Here is a 16,333-nt window from a genome sequence, read left to right as displayed (position 1 = left end):
CCCTCAACCAGAGGGTAAGAAACCACACACACCGGCACTACCAAAGACACATAAAATCTTTACAGCAGCAGATGGCAAGACGAAAGTTTCAGTAGTATTTGATAAACCTACAGATGCTGATAAGTTACATCTCAAGGAAGTAACGACGAAAGAGTTGGCTGATAAAATTGCTCGTAAAACAGGAGGAGGAACAGTTCGTGTGTTTGACTTATCTCTTTCTAAAGGAGGCAAGGAAACTCATGTCAATGGAGAACGAACTGTTCGGCTCGCGCTTGGGCAGACTGGTTCGGATGTTCAGGTCTATCACGTAAAGGAAAATGGCGACCTTGAGCGTATTCCTTCTAAAGTTGAAAATGGGCAAGTTGTTTTTAAAACGAACCACTTCAGTTTGTTTGCGATTAAGACACTTTCTAAGAATCAAAATGTCACCACACCTAAGCAGACTAAACCGTCTATCCAAGATAGTCAAACACAGATAGGAGAGAGACAAACTGGAAAATTCCAGAATAAAGAAGTTAATCATAAACCACTGGCTACTGGAAATGAAACAGTGGCAAAAGGGAATCCTACATCAGCAACTGAGAAGAAATTGCCATCTACAGGAGTGGCGTCTAATCTAGTTCTTGAGATCATTGGTCTCCTTGGTTTGATTGGAACTTCATTCATCACGATGAAAAGAAGAAAATAATGACTCAGTTTTTTAAAAATATCCACTTTCGATATTTAGCATTTGATTGGTTAACCATTGAAGATCCCAAAGATTTTACTTATAATTGGTATCTAATAATGATAAGTCATTTCATATAGAGATGAAACTAAGATATAAAAAGAGAAGGCTAGTGAACCACAAAAGTTAGAGTTTTTATGTTCAACTTTTGAGGGGCAGTATAAAGATGGCCTTCTCTTTTTTGCCATCTTTTTATAAAAAATAATAAAAATATATTGACAAAATAAAAATATAGTATATAATAAAAACACAGAAAATAAAAATATTAAAAATTATAAAAAGGTAAAACGTTTATGAAAAAGAAAACAGCAGTGATATTTGGAACCTTTGCCCCTCTCCATCAAGGGCATATCGACCTTATCCAGAGAGCGAAGCGCCAGTGTGATCAGGTCTGGGTAGTCGTTTCAGGCTATGAGGGAGACCGAGGGGAGCAGATAGGCTTAACTCTTCAAAAACGATTTCGCTATATCCGAGAAGCTTTTCGTGACGATGAGTTGACCTCTGTCTGTAAGCTGGATGAGACCAACCTTCCCCGTTACCCTATGGGCTGGCAGGAGTGGTTGGACCAGATGTTAGCGGAGATTTCCTACGATGAAAACCAGCAAGAGCTGATCTTCTTTGTAGGAGAAGCAGACTACCAGCAAGAGCTATCTAAACGTGGATTTGGCACTGTCTTGCAAGAAAGAAAGTTTGGTATCTCATCGACTATGATTCGAGAAAATCCAAGCAAATATTGGAAATACATCGCTCAGCCCTTCCGTCGTCAGTTTACAAAGAAAGTGTTGATTATGGGAAGTGCTAGCAATGGGAAGACCACTTTAGCAAAAGATTTGGCAAGGTATTACGATGCGCCCGTCAGTCTGGAATACGCGCGTGAGTACCAGATCAAAAACAATGTCCGCGACGATGAATTGACTCCAAAGGATTATTATTATCTCCTGTTGGGGCAGTATGACCAGACCTCAAAGCTAATCGATAGCAATGCCAATCGAGGTCTAGTGATAGCCGATACCAACTCCTTGGTAACTAAGGGTTACTATGATTATTACATGGAGACTGAGGACCAAGAGGACTTATCAGGAGAAACCTTTGACAATCTTTTTGTTTCGATCTTGGCCAAGGAAAAATGGGACTTGATTCTCTTTGTGCAGCCTGTCGGTTCTTATGTCAATGACGGATTTAGAGATATGACCATGGCAGAAGACCACATTCGCTACAGTTTTTCCCAGCATTTGGATCAGATGAGGGGGAGATACTTAACGACTATTCCTTTAGTTTATCTAGCGGAGGATTATCTAGGTAATTATGAAGCAGCAAAAGTGGCTATTGATGCCATTTACCAAGCAGATTAGGAGAAAATTATGAAAAAACTAACTAAAAAAATCACACAATTTATCGAAAATTTTAAAAATGTCCATGCAGAAGCCCGCAAGATAGGTTTTGTAGGAATCATGCGTTTGCTCTGGAAAGATCTCTTTGTTGGTCGTAGCCTTTTCCAGTGGTTGTATCTCATCGCCTTGTCAAGTGTTCCCTTGATCTTAGAGTTCACGCAAAATACGGAAAGTCAGGACTGGCTGAGCTTGTTTGCATCCTGGACTGGGATTGTCTGTGTTATCTTGGTAGCGGAAGGTCGTGCAAGCAATTATCTCTTTGGGACCATTAACTCGGCTATCTATTTGATCTTGGCCATGAATGCGACTTTTTACGGAGAAGTTTTGACGACTGTTTACTTCTTTGTCATGCAGCCGATTGGTCTCTATGCTTGGTTGTCCAATCGTATCAATGAACAGGAAAAACCAGAAGAATCCCACTTTGAAGCTAAGAAATTATCTGTTCTTGACTGGCTCAAGTACTTGGTCTTGACTGCCATTATCTGGATTGGTATGGGCTTGGCTTATCAAAGTATCAATAGCGCTCGTCCTTTCCGTGATAGTGTTACCGATGCGACCAATGGTGTTGGTCAGCTCTTGATGACACGTCTTTACCGCGAGCAATGGATTTTCTGGATTGCAACCAATCTCTTTAGTATCTACCTCTGGTGGGGTGAAAATATCCACATTCAAGGGATGTACTGGGTTTACACACTGAACAGTCTAGTGGGATGGTACCAATGGACCAAGGCAGTTCGAAAGGAGGCATAAGATGGCAGACATAAAGATTCCAGAAGGAATGACGGAAAAAGAATATTATGAAATCCATGCCAGTCAGGAGGAGTTTTTAGACTGGTACTACAGGCAGGAACTCCCTCAATATGAAAAACCAAGTGTGACAGTGGATATGGTGGCTTACTGCTTTGTCGAAGGAAAGATCAAGCTCTTACTGATCCGTCGCAAGGCCCACCCTTATCAAAACTGTTTGGCTCTGGTTGGAGGCTTTATGGACAAGGGAGAAGATGCTGCACATGCCTGTCAGCGCGAGGTGAGAGAAGAAGTCAATCTGGATCTTCCTTTAGAAAAAATCGAGCAATTGATGACCGTATCGACTCCCGGCCGTGACCCACGTGGCTGGACAGTGACCATCGCCCACTTGGTTTATTTGCCTAGTCGTGCATTAGAACTTGTTCAAGCAGGAGACGATGCCAAGGATGTCGTTTTCGTAGATGTGGATTTTCGGACGGGCAAGTGCTTCTTAGAGGGAGTAGAGTTGGAGGAGCAAGCTTTCGCCTTTGACCATTATGCCATTATCCAAGAGTCCATCAAACGAATCCAAGGCCGTCTCGATTGGAATCCGACCTTCCTTTATCTGCTGGAGGAAGAGTTCACTGTTTACGAAGGAACTGAACTGGTCAATCTCATCAACCCAGGTCGCCCAATCGTCAGCAATAACTTTCTCGTAAAATACGGCGAATATGTAGAAGAGGCTGGGCTCAAACGAGTGCCTAAAAAGAAACCAAGAAAAACCTATCGATTGAAATAAAGAGGTCGGGACCAAAATCCCGACCTCTTTATTTATTATCATTTTTTATGAATGGCTATCTTTCTTAGAATTACACAAGAGCGATGCAAAAAATAGGACTCTAATCTAAGAAATTTTCTATTTTTTCGTTTCGATTACGAATTGAAATAGTGGAGGGAACAATTTTTAAAATAGTTTATCTAAATAATTGACAGATTCAAGGCCTAATGTTACAATTATATTACAAAATAATTTCTTAATATTTCAAAAATGTTACAAAGGAGTAGAAAAATGAAAAAGAAAATCTATATCAAATTGATGGCAGCGACTGTATTGGTTTCTACCTTGCTACTGGGAGCTTGTGGAAATAAAAACGAAACCACTCAAACCAGTAGCTCTGCAAAGACAAGTCAATCATCAAGCTCTAAAGCGGCTTCTTCTAGCAAAGAAAGCAAGACTCAAAAATCTTCAAGCTCAGCTTCATCTGAAAAGACTCAGGCATCTTCTGGTCAGTCTTCTACAACGGTAGACCAGTCACAAGCGAAACCGGCACCTGAATCAAGACAAGAACAAGCAACTCCTAGTCAACAAGCCCCATCTCAGGCTCCATCAACTCAGCAAGGCTTTCAAGCACAGTCTAACCAGTCAGGCTATGATCCAACAACTGACCGCAAACTTCAAGACAAGCAAGCAGAACACAACAAACGCTACAAGGGTGTTTTAACCATGGTCGATGGTGATTTCTCAGCAGCTGCAGGCAACTGGAAGGGAGCGAATGGCGAAACTATTACGGTTTCATCAGGGGGCCAATTTACAGTAGAAACTGCAGAAGGAAATAAAGAAAACTACTCTATTAGAGGCTACTCTTACACTCTTGATGATGGCAAGTATAATGCTAAAATCGGAGGAGGAAAAATCATCCAAATTACAACAGGTGCGGATGGTAAAGTTTCAAGCGTTGCCTTGATTCAATAATAAAATTTTGTGTTTTAACTCTTACTAGAAATCGTTCTGTAAAAGAGTGAATCAACTGTTTTTCACTTAGTTTCTCCAAGAGAAAGTGGTATAATAAAAAAATCAAAGGAAAACGAGTGATAATACATGGCGGATAAATTAATCTTACCTCAAAACACACGATTGATGGGAGTATTTCTTGGGTTTGTAGGTGGTTCTTTGGATGTGTTTTGCCATATTCAATACCATAGTTTGGTAGCGACACAGACAGGGAATATTCTCCTACTTATATCTGATTGGCACGACTCAAATGTCATCAATACGATGCTACGATTCTGCTCCATTATTTTCTTTTCTCTAGGATTTCTGTTTGCATTGCACATGAAAGAATACCGCAAAACGGCCTACTGGCGGGTTAAGATGTTGCTCCCCTTATTTATCGGGACCCTTATCTTGCCTTTCTTTTCACGATTTCCTCTATTAGAAGTTCCTTTCATTGCTTTTGGAACAGGAATGATGATGCTAACATTTACGGGTAGTTTGATTGAAGATCATCCCTATGTCATTTTTATGACATCTGGAAATTACCGAAAGATGTTGACCGCTTTGTATCGCATTGCTAGAAGAGAAGGAAATATCCAAGAATACCGTCGTCAGGCCTTAAATTATGGGATTGTTGTGGGAAGTTTCGTAGTGGGCGCAATCAGCTTGGCTGTATTGATGCATTTTCTTCATGAATGGTCTATATGGATTGTCAGCCTCAATTTGTTTTTGATTATGTCCTATTATATAGCTAGAGTGAAGCAATTAGATTTACAAGATGAAAATATATAAAAACGGCAAGACTCATTTTTGAGCTTTGCCGTTTTTGTGAGTTGTAGATGTGAGACTATACTTTGTCTAGTTGCAAGAGGGCTTCAATCTCTGCTAGGGTGCTAGCTTGGGAAATAGCTCCACGAAGTTTGGCTGCGCCAGATGTACCACGAAGATAGTGAGGAGCGAGGCCACGGAATTCACGGACTGCAATTTTTTCTCCTTTGAGGCTAATCAAGCGTTTTAAGTGTTCGTAGGCGATTTTCATCTTATCTTCAAAGGTCAAATCAGGAAGGATTTCTCCTGTTTCAAAGTAATGATTGATTTGATTGAAGAGGTAGGGATTTCCCATGGCTGCTCGGCCAATCATAACTGCGTCAGCACCAACTTCTTCGACACGCTGTTTAGCGTCTTGAACCGTACGAATGTCACCGTTGGCGATAAATGGAATCTTGGTCAAAGCTTGAGCGACCTTGTGAAGGGTCTCGAGGTCAGCGTGACCAGTATACATTTGCTCACGGGTACGACCGTGCATAGCAAGGGCAGAGACACCAGCAGCCTCAGCGGCGAGAGCATTTTCTACTGCCAGAGATGGGTCAGCCCAGCCGGTACGCATTTTGACAGTAAGTGGGATATCAAGGACAGACTGGACTTTGTTGATGATAGAGTAGATTTTGTCTGGATCCTTGAGCCACATAGCGCCAGCTTCGTTCTTCACGATTTTGTTAACTGGGCAGCCCATGTTGATATCGACGATATCGGTCTTGGTGTTTTCTTGGATGAATTCTGCTGCGCGTGCGAGGCTGTCTTCATCGCTACCAAAAAGTTGGATAGAGACAGGGTTTTCGCCTTCATCGATATGAAGCATGTGCAGGGTTTTTTCGTTGTTGTATTGGATTCCCTTGTCAGAGACCATTTCCATGACAACGAGTCCAGCTCCGAGCTCTTTTGCGATGGTACGAAAGGCTGAGTTGGTGACACCAGCCATGGGCGCTAAAACAGTACGATTGGGAATCTCAACATTGCCAATCATAAAGGGTGTATTAAGATTTGTCACGAATGAGTTCCTCCAGGTCGTTTTCATCAAAGTTATAAGTTGTTTGGCAGAATTGACAAGTGATTTCTGCCCCGTGGTCTTCCTCTTTCATTTCTTCAAGGTCTGAATTTGGAAGGCTGGCAAGAGCGTTCATAAAACGATCTTTGCTGCAGTCACATTGGAAACGAATTTCTTCTTCAGAAAGACGTTTGTAGGATTCGTCGCCGTAGATAGCCTTTAGAAGGGCTTCGATATGGTCGTCGCTTTCTAGAAGAGTTGAAATGGCTGGCATTTCTTGGATGCGTTTCTCAAAGCGAGCAATCTCTTCTTCCTTGGCCCCTGGCAATACTTGGAGAAGGAAGCCACCTGCGACTTTGACCTTGTCGTCTTTATCCAAAAGAACATTGAGGCCGACGGCTGAAGGAGTTTGTTGACTTTCGGTCAGGTAGTAGGCTAAGTCTTCACCGATTTCTCCAGAGATGAGAGGAGTCATGGAGTTGTAAGGATTTCCAGTACCATAGTCTGTGATAACGAGGAATTGACCGTTTCCAACAAAAGGTCCGACTAGGACTTCACCTGTTGCGGTCTTTTTGATGTCAACACCTGGATTTTGAACGTAGCCTTTGACATTTCCCTTGGTATCTGCGACCGTGATGATGGCACCGAGAGAGCTCGTTCCAAGAACTTTTACAGTAATCTTGGTATTTCCTTTTTCATTGGCTGCGAGAATTTGGCTAGCGATAAGGGCACGACCAAGTGCAACAGTTGAACTGGCTTGAGTTTGATGTTTTTCTTGAGCAGTGCGGACGGTTTCTGTGCTGTCAAGGACAAAAGCACGAAAGGCTCCGCTTTCTGATATAGTTTTAATAATTTTATCCATAGCTACTATTTTAGCATAAAAATGCCCAAAGGGGGAGCCGTGTGTTTGCTGTCATTCTTTAAACTGTTTAATTTCTGATGACTGGTATAGGAGATTTATAGAAATGGAAATCTTTGCCTGCATCTGCTGTTAACATTTTAATTTATCTTAAAATAACCTAAAACGAACTTTTAAGTTATGGTAAACAGTTGAAAAAAAGGTTGATAAAGTGGTAAAATGTTAGGAAGATAAGTTACTAATAGTGCGTAGTTGTAGTCGATAGAAATGATATATTAATGGATAGCTTATGAAAAAACAACGAAATCTACATATATTCTTAGGCCGAACGGCCCTATATTTTGTAATCTTACTTGGCTTGCTTTATTTTTTTAGTTACCTTGGGCAGGGACAAGGTGGCTTTATTTATAATGAGTTCTAGTTTAAAGGAGAAAAAGAACTGTGTCTAATAAACCGATAAAAGATATGATTGAAACGATTGAGCACTTTGCTCAAACACAGCCAACATATCCTGCCTATAATGTTTTAGGTCAAGAGCATACTTATGGCGACCTGAAGGCTGATTCAGATAGTTTAGCTGCAGCTATCGATCGACTTGACTTGCCTGAGAAATCTCCAGTCGTCGTTTTTGGTGGTCAGGAATATGAGATGTTGGCTACCTTTGTAGCACTGACTAAGTCGGGTCATGCCTACATTCCAATTGACAGCCATTCAGCCTTGGAACGAGTTTCTGCTATCGTAGAAGTTGCAGAGCCAAGTTTGATTATTGCCATCTCAGATTTTCCATTGGAGCAAGTCTTTATGCCAATGATGACTTTAGCTCAGGTTCAAGAAGCCTTTGCTCAAGGGGATAGCTATGAGATGACGCATCCAGTCAAGGGAGATGATAATTACTACATCATCTTTACTTCTGGTACGACCGGTAAGCCTAAGGGGGTGCAGATTTCCCATGACAATCTCCTCAGCTTTACCAACTGGATGATTACGGATAAGGAATTTTCGACGCCAAGTCGTCCGCAAATGCTAGCTCAGCCCCCTTATTCTTTTGACCTATCTGTCATGTACTGGGCACCAACCTTGGCACTTGGTGGTACGCTTTTCGCTCTTCCTTCAGCCATTACTCAGGACTTCAAAAAACTCTTTGCGACCATCTTTTCACTCCCGATTGCTATCTGGACCTCAACACCGTCCTTTGCAGATATGGCCATGTTGTCAGAAGACTTTAATAGCGAGAAAATGCCTGAAATCACGCATTTCTACTTCGATGGGGAAGAATTGACGGTCAAAACAGCTCAAAAACTGCGTGAGCGATTCCCAAATGCCCGTATTATCAATGCCTACGGACCAACAGAAGCGACAGTAGCCCTGTCAGCTGTTGCTGTAACGGATGAGATGTTGACGAATCTCAAACGCCTTCCAATCGGCTATACCAAGACTGATTCTCCAACCTTTATCATTGATGAGGAAGGCAATAAACTGCCAAATGGTGAACAGGGAGAAATCATCGTTTCTGGACCAGCTGTTTCAAAAGGCTATATGAACAATCCTGAAAAAACGGCAGAAGCTTTCTTTGAGTTCGAAGGTCTTCCAGCCTACCACACAGGGGATGTAGGAACCATGACAGATGAGGGATTGCTTCTCTATGGTGGACGCATGGATTTCCAGATTAAGTTTAATGGTTATCGTATTGAGCTTGAAGATGTTTCTCAAAACCTCAACAAGTCTCGCTTTATCGAGTCGGCTGTTGCTGTCCCACGTTATAATAAGGACCACAAGGTACAAAATCTACTGGCCTATGTCATCCTAAAAGACGGTGTCCGTCAGCAGTTTGAACGTGATATCGATATTACCAAGGCTATCAAGGAAGACTTGGCTGATATCATGATGTCTTATATGATGCCGTCTAAGTTTCTCTATCGAGATAGTTTGCCGCTAACGCCTAATGGTAAAATTGACATCAAGGGCTTGATTAACGAGGTAAACAGCCGATGATGGAGCTTTATAAACAGCTACCTCATTTGGAACCTTATGGTGACCTTCAGTACTTTTTATACGTAATTGTTGCGACTTTACCTATCTTTATTGGTCTTTTTTTCAAGAAACGTTTTGCCTTGTACGAGGTGCTCGTTAGTCTCTTCTTTATCGTCACCATGTTGGTCGGTGGAAAGACGAATCAAATAAGCGCTCTTATCCTTTATGTTATCTGGCAAGTGCTGCTTGTATCTTTCTACAAAAGGTACAGGAAACAACGGGATAGTAAATGGATATTTTACCTGGTTAGTTTTCTATCCCTATTGCCTATCGTCTTTGTGAAAGTATCTCCTGCTATTCATGGATCTCAATCTTTGTTTGGATTTTTAGGGATTTCTTACTTGACCTTTCGTGCAGTTGGGGTTATCGTTGAGTTGAGAGACAGTGTCATCAAGGATTTAACGGTCTGGCAATTCTTACGTTTTCTTCTCTTTATGCCGACTTTCTCGAGTGGTCCCATTGATCGTTTTAAACGCTTCAATGAAAATTATGAGACCATTCCTGAACGGGATGAGTTGATGGACATGCTAGAAGAGGCTGTCAAGTGTATCATGCTTGGCTTCCTTTACAAGTTTATCTTGGCCCATGTTTTGGGAGAGATATTACTGCCTCCGCTGAAAAATTTGGCCTTGCAGACAGGTGGTTTCTTTAACCATTATGCTCTTGCAGTTATGTATACCTTCGGTTTAGAACTGTTCTTTGACTTTGCGGGCTACTCTATGTTTGCCTTAGCCATTTCAAACTTGATGGGTATTCATAGTCCTATCAACTTTAACAAGCCCTTTTTGTCAAGGGATTTAAAGGAGTTTTGGAATCGCTGGCACATGAGTCTGTCTTTCTGGTTCCGTGACTTTGTCTTTATGCGGATGGTCATGGTGTTGACCAGAAAGAAGGTCTTTAAAAATCGCAATGTCACTTCAAGTGTAGCCTACATTCTCAATATGCTGATTATGGGATTTTGGCATGGTGTGACCTGGTACTACATCGCCTATGGACTTTTCCATGGGATTGGGCTAGTCATCAATGATGCATGGGTTCGTAAGAAAAAAGCGCTCAATAAAGAACGGAAAAAAGCTGGAAAGGGTTCCTTACCTGAGAATCGCTGGATTCAGTTGCTTGGCATGGTTGTCACCTTCCATGTCGTGATGGTTTCATTCTTAATCTTTTCTGGATTTTTGAATGATTTATGGTTTAAAAAATAAAAGGATATGAAAAATGGATATCAAATCAGAAGTTATTGAAATTATTGATGAGTTGTTTATGGAAGATGTTTCTGACATGATGGATGAAGATCTTTTTGATGCCGGTGTCTTGGATAGCATGGGGACGGTTGAATTGATTGTTGAGATTGAAAACCGTTTTGACATTCGTGTTCCAGTGACGGAGTTCGGTCGTGATGACTGGAATACGGCTAATAAAATCGTAGCAGGTATCACGGAGTTAAAGAATGCTTAAACGCTTGTGGCTGATCTTCGGTCCTATCTTCATTGCTGGATTTTTGGTTCTTCTACTCATCTTTTTTTATCCAAGTACAACAAGCCATAATCTGACGGAGGAGAAGTACTCGGCGGCTTCTGTTAGTACAGAGAGCTTTAAAGAGAGAAGCCAAAAAGTGAGGGCCTTTACGGAACCCAATATGCGTTTTATTCCTTTTCTAGGGTCAAGTGAATGGGTTCGGTTTGATAGTATGCATCCTGCTGTTTTAGCAGAAAAATACAATCGTCCCTATCGTCCTTATTTTCTAGGTCAGGCAGGAGCAACCTCTCTTATCCAATATTTTGGATTACAACAAATCTTGCCGGAAATAGAGAATAAGCAGGCGGTATTTGTGATTTCACCTCAGTGGTTTACGCAGTCAGACATTGATTCTTCAGCTTTTCAGAGCTATTTTAACAGCGATCAGTTGACAGCTTTTTTGGAAAATCAATCTGATGATACTGCGACTCAGCATGCAGCTATTCGTTTGTTAAAGCAGAATCCTAATGTTGCATTAAAAGGCATTGTTCAAAAGCTATCGAAGGGCGAGGAATTGTCAGAGGTTGATCAAGCTACTATTGATATCTTTGCACGATTCAACGAAAAACAATCCGCTCTCTTTGGACAATTTTCTATTCGAGGAAAACTCAAATACAAGGAACATGTGGAGAATTATTTAAAAGATCTTCCAGATCAGTTTTCGTATGATGAGTTGGAGAAAATCGCTCGTAAGGATGCAGAAGCAAATACGACCAATAACGATATGGGGATGGAAAATCAGTTTTATAATACTCGGGTGAAAAAAGATCTAAAAAAATGGGAGGGGTCTCAAAAAAATTATAGCTTCCTTAAGTCAACGGAGTACAATGATTTGCAGCTGGTCCTCAATCAATTTGCTAAGTCGAATGTCAATGTACTCTTTGTCATCCAGCCCGTTAACAAGAAGTGGATGGAGTACACAGGGCTCAGCGAAGAGATGTACCAGCATGCTGTGGAAAAAATTCGTTACCAATTAGAAAGTCAAGGTTTTACCAATATTGCCGATTTTTCAAAAAATGGAGGAGATCCATATTTTGTTAAGGATACCATTCATCTAGGATGGTTGGGTTGGCTAGCTTTTGATAAGGTTACCAATCCCTTCTTGACGGATCCAAAGCCAGCTCCAGACTACAAGATGAATAACCGCTTCTTTAGCAAGGACTGGGCGACCTATGATGGGAACATCAAAGATTTCCAATAAGATTAGCTAAAAGTTTGGGATTGGAACCCAAGCTTTTTTGTTTAATTAGCGAATGTTTTAGATGGGAATAAGTCAAAGGTTTCAAATTTTCTAGAAATATCGTATGATATAAAGGAAAAAAGAAAAGGATTTCAAAATGAATAAACGTTCTTTGTTACCTGTCTTGTCGACAGCTCTATTAGCCCCAGCCTTTTTAGCTGGACAAGTCTACGCTGAGGAAGCAACAACTCCTGCGGAAAGTTCAGCTGTTGTAGCGACTCCTGCTACGTCGGCGACTTCAGCTCCTGTTGAGAGCCCTGCGGTACCGGAAACTTCAGCAACTTCAGAAGCGGTTGCACCTGCAGAAACTCCGTCAGCTCCTGCTGAATCTACTAAAGGCGAAGAGAAGGACACCGTTATCTTACACACCAATGATGTCCATGGTCGTATTGTAGAGGAAAAGGGAGTAATTGGTGATGCTAAGTTAGCGACTGTCATTGAGCAGGAACGCGCGAAATCAAATCAAACGACTCTCGTCGTAGATGCGGGAGACGCCTTCCAAGGTTTACCGATTTCCAACTCTACAAAGGGTGAAGCACGCGCTGAAATTCTTAATAAGATGCAGTATGATGCCATGGCAGTAGGAAATCATGAGTTTGACTTTGGTTTAGACGAAGCTAAGAAATACAAGGAAATCTTGAAATTCCCATTACTTAGTTCAAATACCTACGTCAATGGTGCTCGTCTCTTTGAAGCTTCTACAATCGTTGATAAAGATAAGACTGTGGAAGGTGATGAGTTTGTTGTAATCGGCGTGACAACACCTGAAACAGCTACCAAAACTCACCCTAAAAATGTCAAAGGGGTAACTTTTACAGATCCAATCTCTGAAGTCAATAAGGTTATCGAAGAAGTTCAAGCCAAGGTTCGTGCAGAAGGTAAGGACTACAAACACTATGTTGTGCTGGCTCACTTGGGTGTGGATACCACAACCCCAGTAGAATGGCGTGGTTCAACTTTGGCAGAAGCCTTGTCTAAAAATCCTCGTTTGAAAGGGAAACGCGTAACAGTAATCGACGGTCACTCTCATACAGTAGAATCAACGACTTATGGAGACAATGTTACCTATAACCAGACAGGAAGCTACCTTCATAATGTAGGGAAAATCACCTACAAATCACGTCAGCTTTTGGGCAATCCAACTCAGATTCCGGCTGCTGATGCTAAAAAATTACCAGCTAATCCAACAGTTGAAAAACTAGTCAAAGATATTAAACAAAAATACGATGCTGAAAATGCTGTTGAAGTCGTTTCAAACAGCCCTGTAGAACTCAATGGAGATCGTGAAAACGTTCGGGTTCGTGAAACCAACCTCGGAAACGTTGTAGCAGATTCTCTCTATCAGTATGGTCAGACAGGATTTAGCCATCCGACTGACATCGCTGTGACAAATGGTGGTGGCTTGCGTGAAACTATTGCAAAAGGCAAACCGATTACGAAAGGCAATGTCATTGCGGTTCTTCCATTTGGAAATACCATCTCACAAATCCAAGTGACGGGGCAACAAGTGTTGGATATGTTTGAAAAGTCACTCGGATCTATCTTGCAGGTCGATAAGGATGGCAAGAAGGTCTTGGATGAGAACGGCCAACCATTGTTAGAGCCAAGTGGTGGCTTCTTGCAAGTTTCAGGTGTGAAGGTCTACTATGATACCAACCTACCATCAGGTAAACGTATCTTGGCCATCCAGGTCAAAAACCGCACAACTGGTCGTTATGATCTCCTAGACCTCGCAAAAACCTACTATCTTGCAACCAATGATTTTCTAGCTGCGGGTGGTGATGGCTACACGATGTTAGGTGGTGCACGAGAAGAAGGTCCTTCTATGGATGCAGCCTTTGAAGAGTATCTGAAAACAGCTGATTTGACCCAATATGAAAAGATCAATCCAAACTCGCGGACGATTTCTGTGGATTCTACAATCTTTAGTCTGCCGGTAGAAACGCCTCAAACGAATGCGGCTGCTAACGATGCGACTACGAATGTGCCATTGACTTATGAGGTGGCAGGTCAATTTAGCAAGAAGGCAGTTGTCTCAGAAAAAGCTCTCCCAAATACAGGAAGTGAACAGTCCATCTTCTTGCTCTTGATGGGAATGGTAGCTGGTCTGGCAGGTATCTTATCGAGTCGAAAACCAAAGCAAAAATAGGTTAAATTTTACATCTAGAAGAGTCTAGGGAAACGTTTTTACGCCTTTTTCCCTTGACTCTTTTTTGGTTTATGATATAATTAACCAGTAAAGAATCGGAGGCTATCCAAGTTTTTTTACGAAAAAGATAGCTAGGGAAGGAGTAACACATGAGACAGCTTGCACAGGAAATCGATAACTTTTTAAACGAGGTGATCCTGAGATCTGAGAACCAGCATGAAATTCTGATTGGGCATTGCACAAGTGACGTAGCCTTGACCAATACTCAGGAACACATCCTCATGCTCTTGTCGGAAGAGTCCCTAACCAACTCGGAGCTAGCCCGTCGTCTCAATGTCAGTCAGGCAGCAGTGACCAAGGCTATCAAGTCTTTGGTCAAAGAGGGCATGTTAGAGACATCCAGAGATCCCAAGGATGCGCGTGTGATTTTTTATCAACTGACAGAGCTAGCTCGACCAGTAGCGGCAGAACACCACCATCATCATGAACACACGCTCTTAGCCTATGAACAAGTGGCAAGTCAGTTTACTCCAAATGAACAAGAAGTTATCCAGCGGTTTTTAACTGCTTTAGTAGGAGAAATCAAATAATGCGGTATATTACAGTAGAGGACTTGTCTTTCTATTATGACAAGGAACCTGTCCTCGAGCATATCAACTATAGTGTTGATAGTGGGGAGTTTGTCACCCTGACTGGTGAAAATGGGGCTGCCAAGACGACGCTTATCAAGGCGAGTCTGGGCATCTTGCAGCCAAGATTTGGCAAGGTAACCATCTCAAAGACAAACACTCATGGAAAAAAGCTAAGGATAGCTTATCTTCCCCAACAGATAGCCAGTTTTAATGCTGGCTTTCCAAGTACGGTTTATGAATTTGTCAAGTCGGGTCGCTATCCGCGAAAGGGCTGGTTCCGTCGTTTGAATGCCCACGATGAGGAGCATATCAAGGCCAGTCTAGACTCAGTTGGTATGTGGGAACACCGTGATAAACGAATTGGCTCCCTCTCTGGTGGGCAAAAGCAACGAGCGGTGATTGCTCGGATGTTTGCTTCTGACCCAGATATCTTTGTCTTGGATGAGCCGACGACTGGGATGGATGCGGGGAGCAAAAATGAATTTTACGAACTCATGCACCACAGTGCTCACCATCATGGTAAGGCCGTTTTGATGATTACCCATGATCCTGAGGAGGTCAGGGACTATGCGGATCGCAATATTCATCTAGTCCGTAACCAAGACTCGCCATGGCGTTGTTTCAACGTTCACGAAAGCGACCAGGAGGTGGAACATGCTTAGTTTGTTATCTTATGACTTCATGCAGCGTGCCTTCTTGGCGGTCATTGCCATGAGTCTCTTTTCTCCAGTTCTTGGGACCTTCCTTATCTTACGTCGTCAGAGTCTCATGAGCGATACCCTCAGTCACGTTTCTCTATCAGGGGTAGCCTTTGGTCTGGTTTTGGGAATTTCTCCAACGATTTCAACCATTGCTATCGTCCTGATCGCTGCGGTCTTTCTAGAGTATCTCCGTACAGTCTATAAGAACTTTATGGAAATCGGAACTGCCATCCTCATGTCTACAGGGCTTGCAGTCTCCCTTATCGTGATGAGTAAGGGAAAAAGTTCGAGTTCCATGAGTTTGGACCAATATCTCTTTGGTTCGATTGTGACTATTAGCCAGGAGCAGGTGATTTTCCTCTTTGCCATTGCGGCGGTCGTCCTACTCTTGACTTTCTTATTCTTGCGACCAATGTATATCCTGACCTTTGATGAGGACACGGCCTTTGTGGATGGCTTGCCAGTTCGTACTATGTCCATCCTATTTAACATGGTGACAGGGGTGGCCATTGCCCTTATGATTCCAGCAGCAGGAGCCCTTTTGGTGTCGACTATTATGGTCTTGCCGGCTAGTATTGCCCTTCGTCTGGGGAAAAACTTTAAATCCGTTATGTTACTAGCCAGCGCTATTGGCTTTTTGGGAATGGTGGCAGGTCTCTATATTTCCTACTATGCGGAAACTCCTGCTAGCGCTAGTATCACCATTATCTTTGTAGCTGTCTTTTTGTTAGTCAGTCTATTGAAACGTTTTATCAAATAGGAG

17 protein-coding genes are annotated in these 16,333 nt (G+C 42.2%); 15 read left to right on the top strand and 2 right to left on the bottom strand.

The genetic code is table 11. The features are described 5' to 3' along the window. The 6 genes from HMPREF9189_RS0102280 to HMPREF9189_RS10525 form a co-directional block, all read left to right on the top strand. The coding region (locus HMPREF9189_RS0102280; protein WP_000298690.1) for an LPXTG cell wall anchor domain-containing protein at nt 1-688 on the top strand (688 nt) is incomplete at its 5' end. 332 nt (nt 689-1,020) lie between these two features. Then, nucleotides 1,021-2,079, top strand: coding sequence for an AAA family ATPase (locus HMPREF9189_RS10545; RefSeq protein WP_000730554.1), 1,059 nt, complete (start codon nt 1,021-1,023; stop codon nt 2,077-2,079). Nucleotides 2,080-2,088: 9 nt separating this feature from the next. After that, nucleotides 2,089-2,868 (top strand): nicotinamide riboside transporter PnuC, encoded by a 780-nt coding sequence (gene pnuC, locus HMPREF9189_RS10540; RefSeq protein WP_000737094.1) that lies wholly within the window; start codon nt 2,089-2,091, stop codon nt 2,866-2,868. 1 nt (nt 2,869) lies between these two features. Next, a complete protein-coding gene (locus tag HMPREF9189_RS10535) occupies nt 2,870-3,643 on the top strand; it encodes an NUDIX hydrolase (protein ID WP_000763404.1) in 774 nt (257 codons plus the stop codon). A 270-nt stretch (nt 3,644-3,913) separates the two neighbouring features. Next, complete coding sequence (locus HMPREF9189_RS10530) at nt 3,914-4,597, top strand: hypothetical protein (protein WP_000727308.1); 684 nt, start codon at nt 3,914-3,916, stop codon at nt 4,595-4,597. A 126-nt stretch (nt 4,598-4,723) separates the two neighbouring features. Further along, the gene (locus HMPREF9189_RS10525; RefSeq protein WP_000764009.1) at nt 4,724-5,410 is read left to right on the top strand and encodes a YoaK family protein; all 687 of its coding nucleotides are present in this window, start codon (nt 4,724-4,726) and stop codon (nt 5,408-5,410) included. A gap of 55 nt (nt 5,411-5,465) precedes the next feature. Here the strand turns inward: HMPREF9189_RS10525 and dusB are convergent, their stop codons facing one another. Both dusB and hslO read right to left on the bottom strand, forming a co-directional pair. After that, complete coding sequence (dusB, locus tag HMPREF9189_RS10520) at nt 5,466-6,446, bottom strand: tRNA dihydrouridine synthase DusB (protein WP_000183306.1); 981 nt, start codon at nt 6,444-6,446, stop codon at nt 5,466-5,468. Continuing rightward, nucleotides 6,433-7,305 (bottom strand): Hsp33 family molecular chaperone HslO, encoded by an 873-nt coding sequence (gene hslO, locus HMPREF9189_RS10515; RefSeq protein ID WP_000357829.1) that lies wholly within the window; start codon nt 7,303-7,305, stop codon nt 6,433-6,435. The genes dusB and hslO overlap by 14 nt, the downstream gene beginning before the upstream one ends. A 286-nt stretch (nt 7,306-7,591) precedes the next feature. Between hslO and HMPREF9189_RS0102270 the strand changes: the two genes are divergently transcribed. The 9 genes from HMPREF9189_RS0102270 (at nt 7,592) to HMPREF9189_RS10475 (ending at nt 16,330) form a co-directional block, all read left to right on the top strand. Continuing rightward, nucleotides 7,592-7,723 carry a teichoic acid D-Ala incorporation-associated protein DltX gene (locus HMPREF9189_RS0102270; protein WP_029692964.1) on the top strand — a complete coding sequence of 44 codons (132 nt, stop codon included), beginning with the start codon at nt 7,592-7,594 and terminating at the stop codon, nt 7,721-7,723. A gap of 20 nt (nt 7,724-7,743) precedes the next feature. After that, complete coding sequence (gene dltA, locus HMPREF9189_RS10510; protein ID WP_009755464.1) at nt 7,744-9,294, top strand: D-alanine--poly(phosphoribitol) ligase subunit DltA; 1,551 nt, start codon at nt 7,744-7,746, stop codon at nt 9,292-9,294. Then, nucleotides 9,291-10,535: a D-alanyl-lipoteichoic acid biosynthesis protein DltB gene (dltB, locus tag HMPREF9189_RS10505; protein ID WP_000970395.1), complete on the top strand. Its 1,245-nt coding sequence runs from the start codon at nt 9,291-9,293 to the stop codon at nt 10,533-10,535. Before dltA ends, dltB begins: the two co-directional genes overlap by 4 nt. Before the next feature lie 13 nt (nt 10,536-10,548). Beyond that, entirely contained in the window at nt 10,549-10,788 is a 240-nt protein-coding gene (dltC, locus tag HMPREF9189_RS10500) for a D-alanine--poly(phosphoribitol) ligase subunit DltC (protein WP_000351968.1), read from the top strand. Continuing rightward, a complete protein-coding gene (dltD, locus tag HMPREF9189_RS10495) occupies nt 10,781-12,049 on the top strand; it encodes a D-alanyl-lipoteichoic acid biosynthesis protein DltD (protein WP_000919842.1) in 1,269 nt (422 codons plus the stop codon). Before dltC ends, dltD begins: the two co-directional genes overlap by 8 nt. 136 nt (nt 12,050-12,185) lie before the next feature. Then, entirely contained in the window at nt 12,186-14,237 is a 2,052-nt protein-coding gene (gene nt5e / locus HMPREF9189_RS10490) for a cell surface ecto-5'-nucleotidase Nt5e (protein WP_001042703.1), read from the top strand. A gap of 149 nt (nt 14,238-14,386) precedes the next feature. Beyond that, complete coding sequence (gene adcR / locus HMPREF9189_RS10485) at nt 14,387-14,827, top strand: zinc-dependent transcriptional regulator AdcR (RefSeq protein WP_001249324.1); 441 nt, start codon at nt 14,387-14,389, stop codon at nt 14,825-14,827. Continuing rightward, entirely contained in the window at nt 14,827-15,531 is a 705-nt protein-coding gene (locus HMPREF9189_RS10480; RefSeq protein WP_001269484.1) for a metal ABC transporter ATP-binding protein, read from the top strand. Before adcR ends, HMPREF9189_RS10480 begins: the two co-directional genes overlap by 1 nt. After that, on the top strand, nt 15,524-16,330 hold the full coding sequence (locus HMPREF9189_RS10475; RefSeq protein ID WP_000950023.1) for a metal ABC transporter permease: 807 nt from the start codon (nt 15,524-15,526) through the stop codon (nt 16,328-16,330). The genes HMPREF9189_RS10480 and HMPREF9189_RS10475 overlap by 8 nt, the downstream gene beginning before the upstream one ends. Nucleotides 16,331-16,333: the final 3 nt, after the last annotated feature.

Source organism: Streptococcus sp. oral taxon 071 str. 73H25AP (genome assembly GCF_000146755.1).
GTDB lineage: Bacteria > Bacillota > Bacilli > Lactobacillales > Streptococcaceae > Streptococcus > Streptococcus oralis_T.
Note: the sequence above shows the minus strand (reverse complement) of the source record. Positions and strands in the feature narration are given on the sequence as shown.